General features: G+C 55.4%; 21 protein-coding genes and 1 tRNA gene. 8 read left to right on the forward strand and 14 right to left on the reverse strand.

Going from position 1 to position 22,670, the window contains the following annotated elements:
• The first annotated feature begins 95 nt into the window (after nucleotides 1-95).
• Both G536_RS0115720 and G536_RS0115725 read left to right on the forward strand, forming a co-directional pair.
• Nucleotides 96-1,499, forward strand: a complete 1,404-nt coding sequence (locus G536_RS0115720) for an RtcB family protein (RefSeq protein WP_022824565.1) — start codon at nucleotides 96-98, stop codon at nucleotides 1,497-1,499.
• 324 nt (nucleotides 1,500-1,823) lie between these two features.
• Complete coding sequence (locus G536_RS0115725; protein ID WP_051166988.1) at nucleotides 1,824-2,621, forward strand: DUF2490 domain-containing protein; 798 nt, start codon at nucleotides 1,824-1,826, stop codon at nucleotides 2,619-2,621.
• 49 nt (nucleotides 2,622-2,670) lie between these two features.
• On the opposite strand, the gene G536_RS31825 is transcribed toward G536_RS0115725, so the two are convergent.
• From G536_RS31825 to G536_RS0115735, 3 genes are all read right to left on the reverse strand, one after another.
• Entirely contained in the window at nucleotides 2,671-4,041 is a 1,371-nt protein-coding gene (locus tag G536_RS31825) for a T9SS type A sorting domain-containing protein (protein ID WP_157530672.1), read from the reverse strand.
• Nucleotides 4,042-4,182: 141 nt separating this feature from the next.
• On the reverse strand, nucleotides 4,183-4,719 hold the full coding sequence (locus G536_RS0115730; RefSeq protein WP_033370363.1) for an MOSC domain-containing protein: 537 nt from the start codon (nucleotides 4,717-4,719) through the stop codon (nucleotides 4,183-4,185).
• Nucleotides 4,720-4,811: 92 nt separating this feature from the next.
• Nucleotides 4,812-5,513 carry a VIT1/CCC1 transporter family protein gene (locus tag G536_RS0115735; RefSeq protein ID WP_022824567.1) on the reverse strand — a complete coding sequence of 234 codons (702 nt, stop codon included), beginning with the start codon at nucleotides 5,511-5,513 and terminating at the stop codon, nucleotides 4,812-4,814.
• A 126-nt stretch (nucleotides 5,514-5,639) separates the two neighbouring features.
• Here G536_RS0115735 and G536_RS28235 point away from each other — a divergent pair, with 126 nt between their 5' ends.
• Nucleotides 5,640-6,329 (forward strand): Dps family protein, encoded by a 690-nt coding sequence (locus tag G536_RS28235; protein ID WP_022824568.1) that lies wholly within the window; start codon nucleotides 5,640-5,642, stop codon nucleotides 6,327-6,329.
• A 78-nt stretch (nucleotides 6,330-6,407) separates the two neighbouring features.
• Here G536_RS28235 and G536_RS28240 read toward each other — a convergent pair whose 3' ends face one another.
• Nucleotides 6,408-6,884, reverse strand: a complete 477-nt coding sequence (locus G536_RS28240) for a low affinity iron permease family protein (RefSeq protein ID WP_022824569.1) — start codon at nucleotides 6,882-6,884, stop codon at nucleotides 6,408-6,410.
• Nucleotides 6,885-7,150: 266 nt separating this feature from the next.
• Here G536_RS28240 and G536_RS0115750 point away from each other — a divergent pair.
• Nucleotides 7,151-7,232 (forward strand) — tRNA-Leu (locus tag G536_RS0115750).
• Nucleotides 7,233-7,314: 82 nt separating this feature from the next.
• On the opposite strand, the gene G536_RS0115755 is transcribed toward G536_RS0115750, so the two are convergent.
• Nucleotides 7,315-8,901, reverse strand: a complete 1,587-nt coding sequence (locus tag G536_RS0115755) for an NFACT RNA binding domain-containing protein (RefSeq protein WP_022824570.1) — start codon at nucleotides 8,899-8,901, stop codon at nucleotides 7,315-7,317.
• Nucleotides 8,902-9,037: 136 nt separating this feature from the next.
• Between G536_RS0115755 and G536_RS0115760 the strand changes: the two genes are divergently transcribed.
• Nucleotides 9,038-9,517, forward strand: a complete 480-nt coding sequence (locus G536_RS0115760) for a hypothetical protein (protein WP_022824571.1) — start codon at nucleotides 9,038-9,040, stop codon at nucleotides 9,515-9,517.
• A 12-nt stretch (nucleotides 9,518-9,529) separates the two neighbouring features.
• On the opposite strand, the gene G536_RS0115765 is transcribed toward G536_RS0115760, so the two are convergent.
• The 3 genes from G536_RS0115765 to G536_RS0115775 all read right to left on the reverse strand — a co-directional run bounded on the left by G536_RS0115765 (nucleotide 9,530) and on the right by G536_RS0115775 (nucleotide 14,894).
• On the reverse strand, nucleotides 9,530-10,297 hold the full coding sequence (locus tag G536_RS0115765; RefSeq protein ID WP_022824572.1) for an MBL fold metallo-hydrolase: 768 nt from the start codon (nucleotides 10,295-10,297) through the stop codon (nucleotides 9,530-9,532).
• Between the two features lie 99 nt (nucleotides 10,298-10,396).
• Nucleotides 10,397-10,774 carry a response regulator gene (locus G536_RS0115770; protein ID WP_022824573.1) on the reverse strand — a complete coding sequence of 126 codons (378 nt, stop codon included), beginning with the start codon at nucleotides 10,772-10,774 and terminating at the stop codon, nucleotides 10,397-10,399.
• Nucleotides 10,775-10,847: 73 nt separating this feature from the next.
• Nucleotides 10,848-14,894: a PAS domain S-box protein gene (locus tag G536_RS0115775; RefSeq protein ID WP_022824574.1), complete on the reverse strand. Its 4,047-nt coding sequence runs from the start codon at nucleotides 14,892-14,894 to the stop codon at nucleotides 10,848-10,850.
• 138 nt (nucleotides 14,895-15,032) lie between these two features.
• Between G536_RS0115775 and G536_RS0115780 the strand changes: the two genes are divergently transcribed.
• Both G536_RS0115780 and miaA read left to right on the forward strand, forming a co-directional pair.
• Entirely contained in the window at nucleotides 15,033-16,163 is a 1,131-nt protein-coding gene (locus tag G536_RS0115780; protein WP_026880249.1) for a glycosyltransferase, read from the forward strand.
• A 69-nt stretch (nucleotides 16,164-16,232) separates the two neighbouring features.
• The gene (miaA, locus tag G536_RS28245; RefSeq protein ID WP_425402140.1) at nucleotides 16,233-17,150 is read left to right on the forward strand and encodes a tRNA (adenosine(37)-N6)-dimethylallyltransferase MiaA; all 918 of its coding nucleotides are present in this window, start codon (nucleotides 16,233-16,235) and stop codon (nucleotides 17,148-17,150) included.
• A gap of 8 nt (nucleotides 17,151-17,158) precedes the next feature.
• On the opposite strand, the gene G536_RS0115790 is transcribed toward miaA, so the two are convergent.
• Nucleotides 17,159-17,779, reverse strand: coding sequence for a hypothetical protein (locus G536_RS0115790; protein WP_157530675.1), 621 nt, complete (start codon nucleotides 17,777-17,779; stop codon nucleotides 17,159-17,161).
• A 116-nt stretch (nucleotides 17,780-17,895) separates the two neighbouring features.
• Nucleotides 17,896-18,867, reverse strand: a complete 972-nt coding sequence (gene pfkA, locus G536_RS0115795) for a 6-phosphofructokinase (RefSeq protein WP_026880250.1) — start codon at nucleotides 18,865-18,867, stop codon at nucleotides 17,896-17,898.
• Nucleotides 18,868-19,132: 265 nt separating this feature from the next.
• Between pfkA and G536_RS0115800 the strand changes: the two genes are divergently transcribed.
• A complete protein-coding gene (locus G536_RS0115800; RefSeq protein ID WP_026880251.1) occupies nucleotides 19,133-19,570 on the forward strand; it encodes a tellurite resistance TerB family protein in 438 nt (145 codons plus the stop codon).
• Nucleotides 19,571-19,664: 94 nt separating this feature from the next.
• Here G536_RS0115800 and G536_RS0115805 read toward each other — a convergent pair whose 3' ends face one another.
• The 4 genes from G536_RS0115805 to G536_RS0115820 form a co-directional block, all read right to left on the reverse strand.
• Nucleotides 19,665-20,858: an aspartate aminotransferase family protein gene (locus tag G536_RS0115805; RefSeq protein WP_026880252.1), complete on the reverse strand. Its 1,194-nt coding sequence runs from the start codon at nucleotides 20,856-20,858 to the stop codon at nucleotides 19,665-19,667.
• A gap of 110 nt (nucleotides 20,859-20,968) precedes the next feature.
• A complete protein-coding gene (locus G536_RS0115810; RefSeq protein ID WP_022824581.1) occupies nucleotides 20,969-21,445 on the reverse strand; it encodes a Spy/CpxP family protein refolding chaperone in 477 nt (158 codons plus the stop codon).
• A 31-nt stretch (nucleotides 21,446-21,476) separates the two neighbouring features.
• Nucleotides 21,477-21,929: a hypothetical protein gene (locus G536_RS0115815; protein WP_022824582.1), complete on the reverse strand. Its 453-nt coding sequence runs from the start codon at nucleotides 21,927-21,929 to the stop codon at nucleotides 21,477-21,479.
• A 104-nt stretch (nucleotides 21,930-22,033) separates the two neighbouring features.
• Nucleotides 22,034-22,576, reverse strand: a complete 543-nt coding sequence (locus G536_RS0115820; protein ID WP_022824583.1) for an RNA polymerase sigma factor — start codon at nucleotides 22,574-22,576, stop codon at nucleotides 22,034-22,036.
• Nucleotides 22,577-22,670: the final 94 nt, after the last annotated feature.

Genomic DNA, 22,670 nt, shown 5'->3' on the forward strand with positions numbered 1-22,670 from the left:
GAAGAAATATCTGTCATTTGAAAGGCTTTCATGCTTTTACAAGCAAGCGAAGTTGCCTTTCGATAATCATCAATAAACAATCAACAACCATCTATATGGGCAATCTTTTACGCGGCAACGACCTTCGGCAGCTTGGCTTCCCGGAAGGTCGGGCCATTGGGCTGGCGCTGGCACAATTGCAGCGCAAGCACCTCAAAAAACTCTCACAAACCGACCAACTGGCGCTGTTGCAGCGCCTTCTCACTACCCCCAATGATTTCCTGACTGACCTAGATTGGAGCCACACGGCCGCCGCATTGCTGCCGCCGCCTAGCCGCCATATTGCCCTCGCCGAGCGCAAAGAATACGCGGTATTTGGATCCGAATACATCGAGCAAGGCGCTATTCACCAAATGGAAACGGCCATGAAACTGCCCGTAACCGTTGCTGGCGCCCTCATGCCCGATGCTCACCACGGCTACGGCCTGCCCATTGGGGGCGTGCTGGCCACCGATAACGCTGTTATTCCTTACGCTGTGGGCGTGGACATTGGGTGCCGCATGGCGCTGTCGGTGTTTGCCCTGCCGCCCAAGCACTTGGAGCAGCGGGTACAGGAACTGCGCAAACTCCTCCTCGACAACACCCGCTTCGGCAACAAGCAGGGCTTCCAGCGCGGCCAGAAACTCGACCACGCCGTGCTCGACCGTGCCGAATTTACGGACATCGGGTTTCTGCGCAACAAGCAAGCCACGGCGGCCGAGCAAATCGGTACGTCGGGCGGCGGCAACCACTTCGTGGAGTGGGGCATCGTCGACATCACTGACCCCGCCAACGAGTTGGGCGTGCCGGTAGGGGAGTACCTGGGACTTTTGTCGCACTCCGGCTCGCGGGGCTTGGGTGCCAGCGTGGCCAACCACTACACCAAGCTCGCCAAAGACGTGTGCCAACTGCCCGCCGAAGCGCAGCACCTGGCCTGGCTTTCGCTCGACAGCGAAGCCGGCCAAGAATATTGGGCGGCCATGAACCTGGCCGGTGACTACGCCTCGGCCTGCCACCATCAGATTCATCAGCGCCTGGCCAAAGCCCTTGGGGAGCGGCCTCTGGCGAAAGTGGAAAACCACCACAACTTCGCTTGGAAAGAGCGCCTACTTGATGGCCGGGAGGTAATTGTGCACCGCAAGGGCGCTACGCCCGCTGGGGAAGGTGTGCTCGGTATCATCCCCGGCTCGATGACGGCGCCTGGTTTCATTGTGCGTGGGCGGGGCAATGCGGCCTCGTTAGCATCGGCTTCGCACGGGGCCGGCCGGGCTATGTCCCGGACGCGGGCCAAGCAGGAACTAGGCGAAGCCGAAGTGAAACGCTACCTCAAGCAGCACGACATCGAGCTGATTGGCGGTGGCCTCGACGAAGCACCCCAAGCCTACAAGGACATTCGGGCCGTTATGGCCAGCCAAACCGAATTGGTGGATGTGCTCGGCTCTTTCAAGCCACGTATCGTGCGGATGGAAGGCGGCGCGTAGGCTGGTTAGGTGTTTGATGAAAAGCCTGCTCTAACTTTCTTAGGGCAGGCTTTTTGAGTTAGCCATTAGTGCAAGCTGAGCTTGCTAAGAGTCTTTGATAAGCTAGCCAATGCACCTTGTAAACGAGTGCTGTAAATCTCATTGGAAGGCAGGCGCTGCACGAAACATGCAGCAGTAGTCGGCGCAGCTAGTTCCGCCGATATATTTGTGGTAATAAATAGATAACATTCGCCTAGAAGCGTTGCTACTCGGGTGATGGTAACCCGGCCGAATGGTCGGCGAGCTAGTTAGCTGCTGTCCTTTTCAATCAACGACCTGTATCGAATGAAAAATTTCTGCTCCGTCGGATGCGCTGCGGTGGCACTGCTGGCTACTACCGGCACCAAAGCCTTGGCGCAGACGCCCGCCAACCCCGTGCAGCCCTGGGGAACCTGGTTTATTGGTACGGTGCAGCTACCCGGCAATGCCACCCACAAGTTTGGCGGTTTTGCCGAAGTGCAGGCGCGAACCAACGGCCTGTTCAAACAGTATTTCTACAACGAGCTGAAGGTGGGCGGTAGCTACGACATCGACCCCAATTTCACGGTGACCATAGCCGGTGGGCGCTATTCCACCTCCGACTACCGCGACCTAGATGCGCCGCCGCTAAACACCGAAAGACGACTTTGGGAGCAAATCACTCTAACACAGTACTCGAAGCGGCTGAAGCTGGAGCACCGCTACCGTATCGAGCAGCGTTGGTTCAACTTCCGCGACGACAGCACCGGCTTCCGGCAGCGGTTCCGCTACCGTCTCAATGCCTTTCTGCCCCTCAACAAGAAAACTATCACTGCCGGCACCCTATTCTTGGCCGCCTACGACGAAATATTCCTGAACCCCAAAGGCCCCGTGTTTGAGCGTAACCGCGTGTACGGGGGCATTGGGTACCAGGCAAGCTCACACATAGCGGTGCAGCTTGGCTACGTGAACCAGGCCAATTACAACTATACGGCTCGGCAGGGACAGTTTGTTCTGCAAAACACCGCGGCCAAAAACAACATCGTCATGGCCTTCACCTACCGCATCATCCGGCCCTCCACCACGCTGCCGGCCGTTGAGAAACTTCCGTCGCAGCAGGATTAAGCGGTTATTGATTTAAACGTATCAACTTAGCTACAAAACCGAAAAGGAACTAGGGAAGCTTGCTGAGGCGCTGAGTTCTTACCGTTCCGTTGGGGGCGGTTAGCTTCAGCAGATATAGCCCCGGTGCTTGCGCCGATAGGTCCAGTGTGCGTTGTGCATCAGAGACAAATTCTTGCTTGCAAAGCTGGCCAGATGCATCATACACGCGTGCCGTTTCTTTTCCTGTTAGGGAGCCGGCTAACTGTACTAGGCCCGTGCTTGGATTGGGATAAACAAGCAGGGCTGGTGTTGGAGTAACTGAGTTTTTTACAGATAATATAGTGCCGGTATAGCGTAAGAGCGGCGATACAAAGGGAGTAGGGTTGCTGCGAGCAGTACCAGCCCAGATTTGGGAGGCGCTGCTCACTATTATCTGATCAAACTCAATAGCATCGGTAGATAAGTTTTGCCAAGTGCTACCTCCGTCACGTGTGATAGAGGTAGTGCCAACATACTGGAATGGAGACACAGTTAAAGTAGAGCCAACGCTCATGTAAGTGCCAGGCTGGCCTGGCACTGCTGCGATAGAAGTAAGCACAGGCCGGCCACTGTATGTTGCGCGGGCCCAAGTTAGGCCCCCATCTGCGGTACGAAATAATTCCTGAGCACCCGCAGGACTATTGGTATATGTGTAGCCAAGCCCTTGTAATGTATTCTCAAACGCTACTGTCAGAAAACTGCCGGGAGTGACGGCAGCAGTCCATGTTAGGCCAGCATCGGTAGTGCGTAACATGGCATTGTCAGTGAATACCCAAACCGTGTTTAGCGCCCCTTGTAATGTGGTGAAAGTAGATCTGATAAGAGGAGAGCCTGTGAGTGTTACGTTGGCTAGCACGTTCCAAGAGCTTCCCCCATCAGTTGTCCTAAAAATTCTCAAAGGTGCACTTGCCAAGGCAAGCCCTATGTTCGGGTTGAAAAAGTGGATATGAGTGAACGAGGCAGGTAATGGGTTGGGCAGCGCAACTAATCCAGTAAGGCCTGTGGTGGTGCGCAAAAGACTTAATGAGTTTGTGCTAGCATCACTGGACAGCAGCCACATGTGTTGACCGTCCAGCACAAACATATCAACCAAATAGGTGCCTATCGTCCCAAGTCCATTTGTTCCCCTGATGGTACCTGCTACAAATTGTTGTTGCCAAGTTTGGCCGTTGTCAGTGGTTATAAATGCTTGGCTACCTGAAGAACCTTGTCCTAAATTATAACTAGTTCTACCAGCAACTATATTGGGTTGTGGGCTTGTAAGCCTTGTGCTAAAAAAAGTGCCTCCAGATAGGCTGAGACCATTCTGGGGGGCTACCCAAGGCGACTGACCATATACAGGTAATACTTCGGCGACAACCGTAAAGCATGCAATTGTAATTAGAAATAGATAGTGTTTCAATTTAATGTGATTTATAGATGTCTAAACAAGATAGACAGTAAAATGAATTTCTTATATATTTTCAATAGGCATATAGACTGGATAATAATCACCAGGAAGCAGGACTGCTTTGCTGGTACACTACTCATCTACGACAACTGCTCACTTTTTCGCTACCTCACCACTTACACTTACTACCACCGCGTCGCCGACGCGGATAGTGCCGCCTTGCAGGATCCGGGCCGTAAGACCACCGTGGCCGCGCATGGCGTTGTAGCCGCCGGCCCCCAGTTCTTCTTCCATGCGGGAGCAGGGGTGGCACTCGCCGGTAATTTCCAGCAGTACATCCTCGCCGATGCGCACCTGCCGGTTCTTGAGGGCCAGTAGGTTCAGGCCACTTACCACCAAATTGCGGCGTAGGCGGGCTGGGTCAACGGGGGTATCCAGCCCCAGGTAGCCCGCTACGGCTACCAGGTGCTCGTGCTGAATCAGGGTTATTTGGCGCTTGCCGCCGGTTTTGGGCCGAGCATGGTCGCCTTGCAGGTGCCGGTCGGTTTCCATGATGGCTTCGGGTACGGATAGCAGTGCCTCCCGCCGGGCCGGGCGCAGACCAATCCACTCCAAGCGGCCAGTTTGTGGGAGCGTGCTGAGGAGAGTAGCAATGGTTGATTTATCGTCGCCAAAGAAAGGGAAAGGCATCGGAGTAAGAAATAGAGTGGCAGAGAATGTGAACGGACAAACAGCGTAACAACGAAGACGCGCCGTACTTGGTGACGCGTTTCGCTCTATACTTATTCTGAAATCAGCCGGGCCACCAAAAATGCTGCCGCCGCGGCCAGTGCCCCCGTACCGGCCATCTTTAAGGCGCCCCAAACTGGGGGCTGGCCTGTAAGGCGGCTTTTCAGGTAGCCGAACAGCAGCAAACACACCAGCGTAATAACCGCCGACCAGAGTAGACCCTGCTCGGGAGTTGATGTGAGAAAATAGGCACTTAGGGGAATCAGTCCACCTAGGGCGTAGGCTATACTGATGGTGGCTGCACTTTTGGGGGCTTGCTTGGGATCGGGCTGTTCAAGGCCCAATTCGTACTTCATCATGAACCGCACCCATTGGTCGGGGTCGGCGGTGAGCTCGGCTACGGCTAGCTTGCGGGTGGTTTCCGAGAGGCCAATTTCCGCCAGTAACTCTTCTACTTCGGCTCGCTCTACGTGCGGTACGTCGCGCACTTCCTGGTATTCGCGAGCTAGTTCGGCCTCATAATGCTCCACCTCGGTGCGGCCGGCCAGGTAGCCGCCCAGCCCCATGGCAATGGAGCCGGCCACAATTTCGGCCAGCCCCGCCGTAATGACCAGATTGGAGGAACTAACCGCGCCGCTTAGGCCCGCCGCCAGCGCAAATGGCACCGTCAGCCCATCGGACAGGCCAATAACTATATCCTGTAGCATCGCTGAGCTGGTCAGGTGGTCCTCGGGGTGTGGATGGGTATGTTGCATGAGCAAGTAAATAGGGGCTGGATGTTAACCTGCGACGTACTTATGCGTACTATGGCTAAGCTGTTTGGTTATATATAAACAACCGGGCGGCCCATTCCTCCGCATACTTTCACTTCCTCTAGGATCATGGCCAAAGCACCCGCCAAAAATACTCCTGCTCCCGCAGCAGCTGCCCCAAAATCGCCCGCTGCCAGTAAAAAGACAGCATCCTCCAACGGTCAGGCTTCGGCAAATGGCCAAGGTACGCCCAGCGTGCAGCCCGTTATGAACCAGCAGTTTGATGCGCCCGCACCATTGCAGAAGTACGGCACGGTGTCGCAGCGTCTGCCCATCGGCCTGAAGACTGAAGCCCGCCAAGAGAGCGTAAACAACCTCAACCAACTATTGGCCGATACCATTACGTTGCGCGATCTGTACAAGAAGCATCATTGGCAGGTAGTAGGCCCAACTTTCTATCAGTTGCACTTACTCTACGATAAGCACTACGAAGAGCAGAGCGGCTTAGTAGACACTATTGCTGAGCGAATCCAGATCCTAGGCGGTGTGGCCGTAGCTATGGCTCATGACGTAGCCGAGTTGACCAGCATCCCACGCCCACCTCGTGACCGGGAAGAAGCTCCCGTGCAGGTGTCGCGCTTGCTGGAAGCTCACCAGATTATCCTCAAGAACTGCCACGACTACGCCAAACAAGCCGATGATTCTGGCGACGACGGCACCAACGACGTGGTAGTAAGCGACGTAATGCGCACCAACGAACTGCAAGTATGGTTCGTGTCGGAGCATGTGGTAGACACGCCTTTGGTTCGCGCCGAGTAGAACTCCAGAAACCATACGATTTTCAGCCCCACTTTCTTGCGAGAAGGTGGGGCTGTTTTTTAATACGGATAGTGTGCGTTAGAGTGGATTACGGTGTGCCTGCTGCTTGATAACGTGGTTTTCCTCGGCTTCCTCCACACTATGGGTGCGGCCCAAGTCCCGATCCTGCCGCGCCTTTTCTGCTAGCACATCAAAGTAGCGGTGCAGCAAGTGGATTTCCTGTTCCGAAAAATCTTGGGCATTGATGAGGCGGTTGCTGGCTCCTTTGTGAGCGGCAATTAACTCGTTGAGTTTAAGGTGTAGTACCAACGAATCCTTGTTTTGGGCCCGTTGGATCAGGAATACCATCAGGAAGGTGACGATAGTGGTACCAGTGTTGATGACGAGCTGCCAGGTTTCAGAGTAATGGAACATGGGCCCCGTCAGCGCCCAAAGCAGGACCGTACCCAGCGCCGCGCAGAAAGCCAGCGTCGAGCCCGACCACGCCGTGACTTGGGCGGCAAACCGAGCGAATAAGTTGGAACGGGACGACTCAGTAGGGAGGGAGATGGACATAAGAGGTAGTGAATGAAAGTGTGCTCTTTTAGATGTAAGTTGGGTAAAGGACAAGTCTGATTCTGAAATTTACGTGAGGCGGTTTTGCTTGAGAGTGAGCACACAACGGTAACATGAGCCACTAATAGTGGCTTGAGGATGCAAAAAATACTGTTCCACACTTGCACCAGCCGGTTGGAGTGCCTACTTTTGCCCTCGCTTTACCGCCTCAGTAAAGCGAAAAGCTTCTGCTTTTCTTTACCCAATAAGGAGTGCTTGCCGTCTCTGCGCACGTGGTGAAACTGGTAGACACGCCATCTTGAGGGGGTGGTGCCTTCGGGTGTGGGAGTTCGAATCTCCCCGCGCGCACTCCAACACAAAGAGCCCAATTTCGATACATCGAAATTGGGCTCTTTGCTTTTATTCTGCTTGGCTAGATGCTCTTTAGCTGCTAGGCAACTCGCTCGAAAGGATTAGCGGGCACTACCAGCACCACTTTTTCACGCTCTACCAATACTTGGCCAGGCAGCGCGCCTTTGGGCTTTCGCACAAACTTTTTGGGCGTTACGGTAACGGGGCATAGCGAATCGTTCTGGCGGCGGGAGTACCAAGCTGCCAGTTGAGCCGCTCGTTCTATCACGGGTTCCGGTACTGGCTGGCCCGCTCGGTGCCGGATAACCACATGGGAGCCGCTCACGTCCTTGGCATGCAACCACAAATCATCTTTGTGCGCGTAGCGCTGCGTGAGCAAGTCGTTGTTCTGGGCATTGCGGCCCACCAGAATCGTGAACCCGCCGTCTTCAAATACTTTGAATGGCAGTTCCTGCGCGGTTTTGGCTTTGGTTTCGGGTTCCAGTTGGTGCTGCTTGCGCCAGGCGCGAAGGCTCTTCAGATCAGGCGACAAAGCGTCTAGTTCTTCCAAACGTTCCAGGCACCACATAGCTTCCGTTTCACGGCGCTCAATGCGCTCGGCTAACTGGCGGGTTTCAATCTGCTGGTTTTTGGCTTTGCGGTATAGGTTTTGGGCGGTGCGTTGGGGCGTTTCGGTCGGCTTGAGCTTGATGGTACGTACCGCATTGTCTTGGTAGAAGTCCACCACTTCTACGCTGGCAGCCCCCGCCGGAATTTGGGTGAGGTGCGCCATAATGAGGTCGGCCGTTTGGCGGTAACCAGCTGTGTGTTCCAGTGCGTGCAAACGAGTACGGGCCATGCTGGCACTGATGGTAGCTTCCTCAGCACGGCGCTCAAGCACTTGCCGCACCTGGCGCAACTCGGTTTCGTAGGCTTGGCGGCTTAGCGTCAGCGGCACAAACGTACGTAAGGCCGCAATAGCGTCGAGTGGTAGAGTGCGCTCCGTATCACCTATCGGCAGCAAACTTAGGCGGGTACGCCCATCCACTGTAACTAGATAGAATGCCGTGGGATGCTCTAGGTGGTGCAGCACTTCTCGTATCAATTGCTCTTTTCTATCCAGCGGCGCAGGGTCGTAGCCGTGGGCTCGTAGGTAGCGGGCTGGTAAGTCGGAAAGGGCAGGGTAACGCTTGAGTGGGTTCGTAGCATGTTCTCCCCCTTGCTCCTTATTTTCCGGAAAGGTGTTGGAGGATAGGGGCCACGATTGAATAGCCGCGTCAGCAGTGTAGCGCTGATGAAACAGCTCAGCGGGTGCAGTATCAGTTAGCCGAAAAATGGCATTCGGGCGGGGGCCATACAGCTTAAACAGCAAAGTAGCGCCACTCTGGAACCGAAACTGGAGCACCCGGTCATTGGGCATGGCGCTAACTTCCGTTACTTCCTGACCCAGCAAGTCCGGTAGCAAATCCACCGAGTTAGCACGGGCCCGGTGAAAGGTTTCAGGCAAGGCCAGCACCGTAAACGTGGCCGACAGCTGCGCTCGTAGCCAAAAGTCCGCCGCACCATTTGTTAGCCCAATAACTAGCTCGTCTTTCTCCTGCGAAAAGCACGTTACCACTTTGTAACCAGCTAGTTGCTGTGTGAGAGCCGGAGCCAGCTGGCGAAGGAAGTAGTAATTATTGTGCATATTCTAAAAGAAAATGAAAGACCTTCCGCTGTAACTAAGGTTGCGACAGGGAATAAAGGTAGTCCTTGCAACCGTCAGGCATTATTCCATCTCTGGATAATATGAGTGCTTTTGCCACACCATATAATGGAATGCTATGAAAAGTCATCTGCTCATTACTGCCGCACTCATGAGCTTAGGAGCTTGCACAAACGGCGAAAAAGAAAACGATGCTGTGCCGGCAACAATTACTACCGGCTTCAATCAGGAGTTTAGGCTCAACTATCGGCAGCAAGCCAATATAAGCTCGGGCTTGCAAACAGAGTTGACTGTAAAAGCAACAGACTTCAGATATGCCTTTTGCCCCAGGAACGCAAACTGCTTCACAGCTGATTTTGTGTGGCCGACGCTGAGTATACAGGATGCGCAAGGACAGGCACAAGAAATGAAGCTGACATCTAATCCACGGGTAGTATCTGGCGCCACTCTACTAGATACAACCAGCATTCGGGCCAATGGCCAGCGCTATGTGTTGCAGTACATCATATGGGACGTTGCTCCAAACACTGATTCACCACAGAAGAAAGATATTTCAGTAGCACTGCGTATCATCAAGCCGACTACAAATGGGCAGTAACGATGCCCTGTTTTACACTTCCACCCGTAGCCCGTCATATGCCAGCCGGATAAAGTCGGGCAGGGTGGCCTCTACCTCGCGGTGGCGGCCTAGCAAGTGGCTGATGTGCGTGAGGTAGGCGCGGCGTGGTGCTAAGTCTTCCAGCACGGCTACGGCTTCCTTCAGTGAGAAGTGCGAAATGTGCGGCTCATGGCGCAAAGCATTAAGCACAATGATTTCTGAACCACGCATTTGCTCCAAAGCTTCTGGCCCTAGGTAATTAGCATCCGTTACGTAGGTGAAGCCACCCACTCGAAAGCCTAAAACGGGCAGCTTGTAGTGCAGCGCCCGAATCGGTTGGAACGGCACCCCCTGTACGTCGAAGGCAGTGGTATCATCCAGAATAGGAATGGTTTGTACCTGCGGAACGCCGGGGTACTTGTGCTCGGCAAAAATGTAGGCGTATTCCCGTTTCAGCTGCTCCAGCACACGGGGCTCGGCGTACACGGGCATGTCCTGCTGCTGCTTGAAATTGTAGGCCCGGATGTCATCCATGCCGGCCGTGTGGTCTTTGTGCTCGTGCGTGAACACCAACGCATCTAACTGCTCAATTCCCTCGCGCAGCACCTGCTGCCGAAAATCTGGCCCCGAATCGATAATGATGCTCTTGCCCTGCGTCGCTAGGTGCACCGATACCCGCAGCCGCTTGTCGCGGTAGTCCAGGGAGCGGCACACGGCGCAATGGCACCCAATCACGGGCACGCCCTGCGACGTGCCCGTGCCTAAGAAGGTAATTGTCATTTTAAAGCTGTTAGCTGTTAGCTGTTAGCTGCTAGCTAACCAGAAATGATGCTTCTAACGAAGCTAACGGCCAACAGCTACCAGCTAATAGCGGCTTAACTATCCTACATACTGCTTCACTACACGCACCAAGGCGTCGAAGTCGAGGGGCTTAGGCAGGTAGTCGGTTACGCCTGCTTCGCGGAACTGCTCCATCGAGTAATTGTTGGCGTTGCCAGTGATGGCAATAATTGGAATTTTAGAAATCCGCTCGTCTTGGTGCGCCCGAATTTCGCGGGTGCATTCCATGCCATCTTTCACCGGAATGTTGATGTCCATCAGCACGCAGTCGATGGGCTGGCTTTCCACTTGCTTGAGAACTTCCCCTCCGTTCTTAGCTGACACGATACGGTATTTCTGGAGCTCTAGAATTTTCTTAGTCAAATTCAGAATAACGGAGCTGTCTTCGGCAATTAGTATTGTTTTCGCGTCGCTCATGGAAGAGAGAAAGTAAAGATTTAGGAGTTCGGGTTAAGAAAGCTAGGTTGGGTGGTACACCGCCGGCCGAAACTTATTTGGCACTCGTCAGACCGGGGTAGAGGGCTTTAAACTGGGTGAAGTAATCAATCAACTTCTGGAAATCCTGCACAACATTGCTGGTAACTCCTTTTTTCAGGTCGTGCTCCAACTCTTTCGCGCATTCGGCCAGCAAAGTCAGGCCTAAAGTAAAGCCAGTTCCTTTTAGTTGGTGCAAATGTGGTAAAATCTGTTCGTACTGCCCATTATCCACTAAGGTTTGGGCATCAACAAATAATTGACCGGCTTCCACTTCAAAGTCTTCGTAGAGCTGCGCGGCAAACTCAGCGCCGCCTAGTTGGCGGAGCTGCTCAATTACCTCTGGGTCGATGAAAGGTACTTCCGGCGTAGCGGCCGGTGTGGCTTCCACTACTTCGGTGGTGGCGGGAGTACTACGGCTCATGGCGGGCCCAGCCGTTACCCAGCGCCGCAGCACAGAGTGCAAGTCTTGGCTTTTCACCGGCTTCGAAACGTAGTCGTCCATGCCTTCGCGCACAAAACGCTCAGCATCTTCCTTCATCGAATACGCCGTCATGGCCACCACAGGCGGACACCCGGTTCCCATACGGCGCCGGATTTCCTGCATGGCCGCCACGCCATCCATTTCCGGCATCTGAATGTCCATGAAAATCAGGTCGAACTCGGCGCCGGGTGCCGTAGCCTTGCTGATAGCCTCGAACCCGTTGTCGGCCACCGCCACTTCGCACCCCAGCTTATCAAGCAACCGGATGGCTACTTTCAGGTTAATAGGGTTGTCATCAACGAGCAGCACGCGCGGTGAGGTGTCGAAGCGGGAGATGTCGGGAGCCCGCTCGCGCGAGGCCAACCGCTCTTGCACAATCTCGGTTTCGTTGTAGGCCGTGGTACAACGGATGGTAAACCAGAACGTGCTACCGTCGCCTTCGTTGGAAAGCACTCCAATTTCACCGCCCAGCAATTCAGCTAGTTGCTTGCTGATGGCCAAGCCCAAACCTGTGCCGCCGAATGCTTTGGTAGGCGTGGTATCAAGCTGAGTGAAATTGGTGAACAGCAGCTTGGCGTTTTCTAGGGAGATGCCAATGCCCGAGTCCTGCACCGCAATGCGCAGGCGGTACTCGTCGCCCTCGCGCCGGTCCGTAGATACAATAATGCTGACCGTACCCTGCGACGTGAACTTGATGGCGTTGGACGTGAGGTTGCTCAGAATCTGAAGCAGCCGGGTTTCGTCCGTCACAATGAAGCGCGGGGTATTAGGGGCAATATGATAGGTGAAATTGAGGCGCTTCTGCTGAGCCCGGTTGGCGAAGAGCGAATGAATCTTCTCCAGCGTGTAGTGCAGGTCCATGCCCTCCTCGTTGAGCTGGAGCTTGCCGGCCTGAATCTTAGAGAGGTCGAGAATATCGTTGAGAATGGCCAACAGTGCGTCGCTGGACTTGCGCAACGTATCTACGTATTCTTCCTGCTCCTCGCTATTCACAGTCTGGTGCAACAAGTCAATCATGCCAATGATGCCGTTCATCGGCGTCCGCAACTCATGGCTCATATTGGCCAAAAACAGCGTTTTAGCTTCCAGCGCCGACTCTGCCTCTTCCTTGGCCCGGCGCAGATCAATCTGCATTTGGTTGAAGGTAGTAATATCACGCGCAATGCCTTCAGTCCCAGTGATACCACCACTTACCAGGCGGGCATTCACTAGCATACTAACGGAATGGCCCTGCTTATGGCGCATGGCAATTGGGAAGTTGCGGGCGTCGCCGTCAATTTGAATGGAGTGTAGTAAGCTGTCCCTCTCCTCGGAGTAGATGTAATAGTTGGAGATAGGCGTGCCTATTACCTCGTTAGGCTCATAACCCAACACGTCTTCCACCGAAGGGCTAACCAGCGTTAGGATGCCTCGGTCGTCGGTGCGATAGTACACATCCTGGAACGACTCGAAAATGGCCCGGAACTTCTCTTCCTGCGCGGCTAGCTCCAACTGAGAGCGTTTTTTGTCGGTAATGTCGTGGGCGATACCCGAAATTTCCTCGAACGAGCCGTCATCCAAATAAATGGGGTTAAGGAAGATTTCGCGCCACGAGTCGGCGCTGCGGACGTCGCGCAGGCGTACCTCGAAGCGTTGAGCTTGGCCTTGGAAGGCCAAGCGGTAATTCTCCACGAACAGCTCACGAGCATCCTCCTCCATCATGGCCAGGTCGCCCTGGAACAGGTTCACGTTGGGGGCCGGGTACACACCGTTGCGGCGCAGGAAGTAGGCCGCGTAGTTGCGGTTGAACGACGTAAGGCGCGAATGGGTATCTACAGACCACATCAAGTGCGAGCCGCTTTCGAAAATGGCGTTCAGACGGGCGTTCTGCTTCTGAATCTGTACTTCGTTGCGCTTGCGCTCAATGGCCAGCGCCACTTGGTTGGAAATAAAGTGCAGAATCTCTAGGTCGGTGGGGGCGTAGGCATCGGCCTTGTGGTAGTCCTGAACGGCAATTACCCCAATAATCCGCTCGCCAATGCTCAGTGGCGAGCACAGCATCACCTCCGGCATCAGCCCGTAGGCCGTAATAGTGCCGCTGGTAATAAGCTCTTCCAACTCGTGGCGTAGCAAGTACTGCGGCCGGCCGGTCCGGATGATGTACTCCGACATGCCCGACGAAAACGGCCGCGAGGCAGCTGCTACCTCACCAGGTGTATTCTGATCAACGTAATACGCGAATTGCAACTGCGTACGGGCCTCGTCGCAAAGGGCAATATAGAAGTTGTTGGTTTCAATGATCTTGCTCAGCTCCCGGTGAATAGCACCGTACAAAGAGTGCAAGTCTTTAGAGCTAATGGCCAGATTAGCAATGCTATAGTACACCTTCTGCAAACGCTCGGCCTTGATACGGTCGGTGATGTCGTGCAGAATGGCGCGGGTGCTTACCGGCTCATTGTCTTGCCAAGAGCAGGAAATAGAGCCGATGAGGTGCACCGGCTTACCGGTTTTGGTAAGGAATACGGTTTCCAGCTTATTAACTTTCTCGCCCTTGTACAGGTTGCGCAGCTGGTAGAGCAGCTTGGCCTTGTAATAAGGGTGCACCACATCAGAAAGGGTGAGGTTGGGCAAGTCCTCGTCTTCGTAGCCGAGTTTTTCCTTCCAGGCCTTGTTCACGAACAGTAGCCGGTTGTCGATGCTCAGGTTCTGGATGAGGTCGTGGGCATTGTCGAGGAAGTCTTGGAGGCGGTTGCGGTTGTCGGTGAGGGCGCGCGCGGCCACGTGGCGCTCAGTGAAGTCGCGGCCCACCACAAACATGCCGGTAACGGCTCCAGCAGCATCGCGCGCAAATTCGGCATGCCAGTACACCATGCGGGCCTGTCCGTTTTTGGTGAGCAACGACCGTTCATAGAACTCCTGTAGCCGCTCGTCCTGAACGCACGTCAGATACGATTGGAGCCGTACGTCGCGCTCGGCGGGCGGTGAAAACGTGGCGTGATATGACTTGCCAATTATTTCCTCGCGGTTGTAGCCTGTGAACTCTAGAAAGAAATCATTGACATCAACAATATCCCCTAGCCGATTGAGGAGGACATAGCTGAGCGTGGTGCGCGACAATAAATCACGCACTTGTTCCTGGGTACGGTCAAGAACAAGCTGCTGCACCTCAAGTTCTGGCACTTGAACGGCCGGAACTGACTCGCGGACAAGCAACTGAACCCGTACTAGCCCATTAGGAAACGTTAGGCGACGCAGGATAAGTTGGGCCGTAAGATTGCGCTGATTAGGCCGGCGGGCCTGCCAGGGCTGCGAGGCATCGGTGCCAGTACGGGCCGTGTGCCGAATGGCCTCGCGTAAGGTGGCTTCGCTGCTCCACTCACCACCGGACGGTGAAGGTATCGTCAAGGCCATCAGGCCGTTGGTCTGCAAATCGGTGCGGCTCACGCCAAGCAGATTTAGGAGGGCCTTGTTGGAGTCAACCAGAACACCCTGCTCGTTGTACAGCAACTGGGCATCGTAGGCATCTTCAAACAGGGCACGGTAAAAATCTGTCGGCGGGGCCACGGCAGCAGTGGACAGCGAGGCAGCAGAATGAGGCATCAGAAACAAGGGGCTGAAACAGGAGCAAACACGTACCCCCACCGGGGTCAGGTTTAACCCCTAAATTTGACGAAAATATCCCGAACCGCCGCGGTTTGCGTCCTGCAGATGTTTTCTGAAGGACTCGCGGATCACTGTATGGCTGCTCCTCGTTTGCTGTTTACCGTCACTACCGACCTCAATTACGACCAGCGCATGCAGCGTATTTGTGGTAGCTTGGCTAAGGCTGGGTACGAAGTGTGGCTGGTGGGACGGCAGTGGGAAAACTCGCGGCCACTTACGCCGCAACCGTATCAACAGCACCGCTTGCGCTGTTGGTTTCAGCGCGGCAAGCTATTTTACTTGGAGTTTAATTTGCGCCTGTTGCTTTACCTGCTGCCGCAGCGGGCTGCGGCGTGGTGCGCCATCGACTTGGATACGGCGCTGCCGGTGTGGCTGCGGGCCCGGCTGGGTGGGCAGCCGTTTGTGTACGACGCGCACGAATTATTTACGGAAGTACCCGAAGTGGTGGCCCGGCCGGCGGTGCAGCGTTTATGGCGGCGGGTGGAAGCTTTTATTGTGCCGCGGGCCCAACTGGCGTACACGGTGGGGCCCGCGCTGGCACAGGTGTTCGAGCAGCGGTACCACCGGCCGTTCGAGGTGATTCGCAACATCAGTCGCCTTACGGAAGCAGAACTACCCCCCGCCCCAAAGGCAGCTCCGGCTGGCAGCTATATTCTATATCAGGGCGCATTGAATGCTGGGCGCGGCCTGGAAGCCCTACTGGACGCCATGCCACAGGTAGCGGGTCGGTTGGTGCTGTGCGGAGAAGGCGACTTGTCGGAAACCTTACGGGCTCAGGCGGCGGCGCTGGGGCTACTGGCTAGCGGGCAGGTGGAATTCCGTGGGTTTGTGTTGCCCGACGAGTTGCGCGAAGTGACGCGCCACGCGGCTGTGGGTATCATGCTGCTCGAAAACCAGGGGCTGAGCTATTACTACTCGTTGGCCAACAAGTTCTTTGACTACCTGCACGCCGGTATTCCACAGGTGGTAGTAGATTTCCCCGAATACCGCGCCCTCAACGACCAGTACGAAGTGGCCGAAATGGTGCCCGACCTAACGCCCGCCACGCTTGCTGCTACCCTCAACCGCCTGCTCCGCGACGACCCCGCTCGCTACCAGCAACTCGCCGAAAACTGCCGCCGAGCCCGCCAACAAGTGAGCTGGCAGCACGAGGAACAGCACCTGCTGGCATTGTATGAACAGGTAACTGGAAGCAAAAAGGCGTGATCCTGCGGGAACTCGCTCCTGCCTCCGCAACAGTAGTAATTTTGTCGCCCTCACACTTCGTTTAAGCCTTTGTTACCTTCTTATCTCCTTGCTTTACTGGAAGCGGAGTTGGCCAAGCAGCCTACTCAACCAATGCTACTTGTGGTGGCGGGCCCGACGGCCGTGGGCAAAACGGCGCTTTGCGTGCAATTAGCCCAGCATTTCCAGACGGAAGTGGTATCGGCCGACTCGCGGCAGTTTTTCCGGGAAATGAGTATCGGTACGGCCAAACCCACGCCGGCGGAAATGCAGGGCGTGCCGCACCACTTCATCGATTCGCACAGCATAATCGAGGACTACAACGCCGGCCGCTACGAAGTGGATTGCTTGGCCTTGCTCGATACACTGTTTCAACAACACCAAGTAGTGGTGCTTACCGGCGGCTCGGGACTTTACCTGCAAGCAGTTACTGATGGCTTGGATGAGCTGCCTGCCACCGACCCGGAACTGCGCACCGTGCTGCAACAGGAATTAGCCGAGTATGGCTTGGAGCCGCTGGTAGCAGAGCTAGCGCGCCTTGACCCCGTAGCTTACGGCCGTATTGATAAGCAGAACCCGCAACGGGTGTTGCGGGCTGTGGAAGTGTGCCGCGCCACGGGGCAGCCGTTTTCCAGCTTCCATACTGGGCGTACGGCGGCCAGTCGGCCATTTCGGGTACTGAAGCTGGCCCTGACTCGGGAGCGGGAAATCCTCTACCAACGCATCGACCAGCGGGTAGACCAGATGCTGGAAGCGGGCTTGCTGGCTGAAGTGAAATCCTTGTTTGCCTATCAGCACCACAACGCCCTGCAAACCGTGGGTTATCAGGAAATCTTCGGTTACCTCAATGGGCAGTACGACTGGGCGGAAGCCGTGCGCCTACTCAAGCGCAACACCCGCCGCTACGCCAAGCGCCAACTCACCTGGCTCCGCCGCGACACCGAGTATCAGTGGCTGGAACTGGACTAGCTGGTGGCTTATAGGGCCCGACTGAATACTAATTGAGCGCCTGGCAACACGTTGGCGCGAGTATCGTTCTGGAGCGCTACTCGGCCGCCTACTCGCCAGGTACGCTCCTGATTCAGTGCCACATCGAGGTTTAGAGAAGCAATATATCCTCCATGAAAACCCCGTTCGTTCAGCGGTGTATAATTCAGTTCCAGTTCGCCAGTACTGTCATTTGCCCTGAGCCCACCGCCTGCAACCCCTTTCTGGCTGCCGTAGCCACCAAAAGCGCCGACGCCCACGCTGAACTCCACTGCCTTATTTACTCCAAACGGAAGCCAGTACACCTCTTGCTCTACATTCACCGCTCGGTAGGATTGTAGTGCGGTGTAGCCTCGGCCGAACTCATATAAGTCAGAGCCACTTAGTAAGGCCAGCCGGGAGCCTAACCGCAGATGCCGGCCGAATGCTGGGGCGTATTCTACGTGCAGTTTAGTTACACCGTAGTCGCCGGAGCCGTTGAGGCTGCTGCCCAAGCCCAGGCGCACTAGGGCCGGGCGGTGGGTAGGAACAGAAGAGGTAGCCTGCGCGGAGGCCAGATTCGAGGCCAGCAGGACCAAAGCAGCAGTCAGGCAGAGTACGGAGCAACGCATAAATGTAGTATTGATAGAGTAGGAGAGAAGTGAATGCCCCGTATGAGGAAGGGCACGAAAAAGGGTCGGCAACCACTACAATAGTTGGTTGCCGACCCTTCTTTATTTCACGAAGCCTACACGCTCAAAATTTCTACCATGCGCATGAAGCTCTGGTTGATTAGCTTCTTCTTATTGATTGTGTCGTTGAAGGGCGTATACACCAACTGGCGGTTTACGATGCCGGCCATTACGTTGCGCATGCCGTTGAGCAAGCCTTCCACAGCGGCAATACCAATTTGCGAAGCCAGCATCCGGTCGGCGGCTGAGGGAGAACCGCCCCGCTGAATGTGCCCGATAACCGTTACGCGAGTATCCAGTTGCGGAATAGCTTCTTTCACGCGCTGGGCTACAATCTGGGCGTTGCCTTCTACTTCGCCTTCGGCCACAATTACAATAAACGAAGTTTTGGAACGCTGCCAGCTTGACTGCAAGGTCTCGATTACCGACTCAGTTGACATTTGAGTTTCCGGTACCATCACAATTTCAGCCCCGCCACCAATGGCGCACGGAATGGCAATGTAGCCTGAGTCGCGCCCCATTACCTCCACAAAAAAGCACCGGTCGTGCGAGTCGGCCGTATCCCGGATCTTATCGATGGCCTCTAGGGCGGTGTTCACGGCCGTGTCGTAGCCGATGGTGTAATCGGTGCCATACAGGTCGTTGTCGATGGTGCCGGGGGCGCCCACGGTCGGGATGCCAAACTCCTGCTCGAAGATGGTGGCGCCAGTAAACGTACCATTACCGCCAATGGCTACCAAGCCCTCGATTCCGTTGTTAACCAGTTGGTCGAAAGCCTGTTGGCGGCCTTCCTTGGTTTGAAACTTCTGGCTGCGCGCCGACTTAAGAATGGTGCCTCCTTTCTGGATGGTGTTGGCCACGGAGGCCGAATCCAGCCGCACAAACTCGCCTTTAATCATGCCGCTGTAGCCGCGCATGATACCGTACACTTCAATGCCGTGGTAAACTGCCGTACGGACCACGGCCCGGATGCAGGCGTTCATACCCGGCGAGTCGCCGCCGCTGGTGAAAACTGCAATGCGTTTCATCATAACTCTTATGCTTCAGAATGCGCCCGCTACAATAGCCGGGCTGCCGAACGGGCAAAGGTGAGAAATCGTTAGCAAACTGTTGCTGCGTTTCCTGCAGAGTAGTGTTAAGTTTCCTAGCTGAAATGAGACTATTTTGTATTAATTGCGTAAGCAGATCAGTTGCAAACCAACTCGCCGACGTTTATCTTCCCTGCCCCGCTTGAATTTTGAAGCGGTAAAGTTGCTCTTGTTCTTTTTTCCGCTCCTTACTACAATCCCCCCTATGTTCGGTTTTTTTGAGAATGAGCAGACTCGGAAAGTGAAAAGCCACATTCAGAATCTGGCGGCCCTGGCCAAGGCCGATGGGCATCTAGACGAGCGGGAAATGAGCTTTATTGTAACCGTTGGCAAGCGCAACGGTATCCGGGCCGACCAGGTACGCTCCATTGTGGCCAGTAGCAGCCTGAGCCAGCTGGTAGTGCCCGACAACGATTCCGAACGGTTCGATCAGATATTTGATATGGTGGACATGATGCTGGCCGACGGTATTGTGGACGACAGCGAAATGGATTTCTGCACCATCATGGCCGGGAAGCTGGGTTTCCGAAAAGATATTGTGGGGCTGTTGGTCAAAAATATTTCCCAGGGCGTGAAAGACGGCTTGGACCGCGAAGACATCAAGGCCGATATCCAGGCGTTTTTAAGAAAAACCTGCGGCTAGTAGCTTAGCTACTAACTTTTTATTGCTCTAAGCCAGCCCCCGCCGGAAAAGCGCTATGTGCCGCTCCGGGCGGGGGCTGGCTGTTAGGGGCTGTTCAGTTGCACACAAACGCAATGGCCCGAAGTAGGGCGGCACAGGCCGCATCTATTTCATCGTCGGCGATGATGAGCGGCGGAGCTAGGCGCAACGAGTTGTCGCAGAATAGAAACCAGTCGGTGAGGATGCCTTCGTGGAAAAGCGCCCGGTCGATAATTGGTTTGAGTACCTCGAACGACTCGAACTCTACGGCCATCAGTAAGCCGCAGCCCCGAATGGCCCGGATGGCCGGATGCACCAGCTGCCGCCGGAAACGCGCCGCCTTTTCGGCAACTCCCGCCAACAGGTTTTCCTGCTGAATGGCTTGCAGCGTAGCCAATGATGCCGCGCACGACACCGGATGGCCGCCAAATGTGGTGCAGTGGCCCAGAATAGGGTTGGTTTTGAAACCGCTCATGATTTCCTGACTGGAAATGAAGGCCCCAATCGGCATGCCACCGCCCATGCCTTTAGCGCACACCAAAATATCGGGCTGCACCCCAAACTGCTCGAAGGCCCAGAAAGTACCCGTACGCCCGAATCCGCACTGAATTTCGTCGAGGATTAATAGGGCTCCTACTTCCTGGCAGCGCTGGCGCAAAGCCGGCAAGTAGCCCGGCTCCGATACCCGCACGCCCGCTTCGCCTTGCACCGTTTCAATTACCACGGCTGCCGTATGCTCGTCAATGAGGCTAAAATCAGCAGGCTCGTTGTAGCGAATGTGGTGCACGTCGGGGAGCAATGGTCGGTAGCTGTTCTTGAAACCTTCGGAGCCGGTGATGCTGAGGGCACCATGGGTGGAACCGTGGTAGGCGTTCAGGCACGATACCAAGCCGGTACGGCCGGTGTGGCGCTTGGCGAGTTTGAGCGCGCCTTCAATGGCCTCGGTGCCGGAGTTGGTAAAATATACGCTGTCGAGGTGGGTGGGCAGGGTTTTGTGCAGCGCGTGGGCAAGTTGGGCGGGTGGGGCCTGCACCAATTCGCCATACACCATCAGGTGCAGGTATTTATCAAGCTGGTTCTGAATGGCTTGGATGACGCGTGGGTGCCGGTGCCCAACGTTGCTGACGCCAATGCCAGAAATTAGGTCGAGGTAGCGCTGGCCTTCGGGACCGTACATATAAACGCCTTCGGCCCGCTCAATTTCAAGCAAAAGCGGGAAGTCGGAAGTTTGCGCCTGGTAGCGCAGGAAAAGCTGGCGAGGGGTAAGCATGCCGCAAAGATACGCCCGCCCGCGTAGGCCGCCGTACCCCACGGCCAACCCACAGTAGCAGGGAAAGAATAGGTAAGCAATAAAAAAGGCTGCCGAAGCAGCCTTTTGTACTAGTCGGAGCCACCGGGGCCGGATGGTGGCCCCCCGCGGCGGTCGGCTACCCGCCTGATTACCTCTTTGGTGAACTGCCGCTCGGCTTGGTAGAGCCGGGCCACCTGCCGGATGCTAAGCACCTTCTGAAACTTGTCGAGGTATTCCTTGTCCAGATTCACTTCCTGCTGGCGGAGGCTAACCATCTGAGTGAGGCCCTCTCTAACCTGGGCTTCGGTTAAGGCGTCGGGGTCGTTGGGGCGAGCTTCGCGCGTGCGGCGGTTCAGGTCGCGGCGCTTGGCCGTGAATTCGTTGTAGACGGGCCAGAAGCGTTGGGCCTGGTCCTGAGTCAACGAAATCTTCTCGGTGATATAGGCAATCTTGGCATTTTCAAGCTGGCTCATGCGGCCCTGGTGGCCACCCGCGCCCGGCTGCGCCACGGCGGGAACTGTGGCTAACAGGCACAGCAGCAACAAGCTACGAAACAGAAATTTCATGGAAGGCAGGTAAAAGTCGGTGTGTGAAAAATTACAGATAGGTGTCCTCAGTGGGCTGCGCGTCAAGAGCCGCCTGTAGTTCGTCGGGGGAGGCTTGCAGGTAGGTTTCGGGCAACACCCGTTCCACAGCAGGCAGCTCAGCTAAGTCGTTGATATTTAAGCGTTGCTCACTGGTTAGTAGGTATTCTACTAGCTCGTGGTGGGGCACGGTAGCCAAGGTATCAGCTGGGCCGGTAGTGGCAGGCACTTGCCCGGATTCGCTCAGCCAGAACGAGCCAGCAAAGGCACCCAGCACCACGCTGGTAGCCAAAGCCGTGCGCAGCGGTGCCGACAGCGCCTTTAGCCAACTAAACCCCGGCGCAGGCACAGGAGTTTGTACCCGCTGCATCACGCGCAACGGCAGTTGGTTGAAATAGTGGTCTGGAGGCGGTGCCAACGGCTGGGACCGGCGCGGGTGCTCATCCAGACGAAAAGGAGTTTTCATAGTGCTTTAGAAGGAATCCGGACCGAAGGGTTTAATGAATCACAGATTTTTTCGGAGGGAAGTGGGTTTGGTCGGTTTTGCAAATGAAGTAGGGAGCAGGGCCTTCAATCGGTACCGTTGATGTAGAGTTCAATCTTCTTGGCGGCGTGGTGATAGGAGGCTTTGAGGGCGCCCACGCTGGTACCAGTTACTTCGGCCATCTGCTCGTAGGGCATTTCGTCGTAGTAGCGCAGGTTGAACACCAAGCGCTGCTTATCAGGAAGGGTGAGGATGGCTTTTTGGAGGCGCAACTCGATTTCGTCGCCGGCTAGGCTGGGGTCGGCCTCCACTTTGGCGGCCAGCTCGGCCCCCACGTCGTTGAGGGGCAGCAGAAACTTGCGCCGCTTGCTGGCCAGAAAGCTCAGGCACTCGTTGGTGGCAATGCGGTAAATCCAGGTGTAAAGCGAGGCATCTTGCCGGAAATTCTCTAAGTGCTTCCATACCTTCACAAACACGTCCTGGGTGAGGTCGTCGGCATCATCGTGGTCGATTACCATCTTGCGCACGTGCCAGTACACCTTGGTTTGGTACTTGCGCACCAACTGGTTGAAGGCTACGTTGCGCGCAGCCGGCTCACGGAACTTGGCAAGGATGTCCTGGTCTTCCAAGCAGGCAAAAAAGGTTAAAGCGGCGTATTTGTTGAGTTAGAGGTAAGCAGAGCCACTGGGTTTAATGACGGGCTGGAAAAGCGGTGTTTTTCTG

This window comes from Hymenobacter norwichensis DSM 15439 (genome assembly GCF_000420705.1).
Classification (GTDB): Bacteria; Bacteroidota; Bacteroidia; order Cytophagales; family Hymenobacteraceae; genus Hymenobacter; species Hymenobacter norwichensis.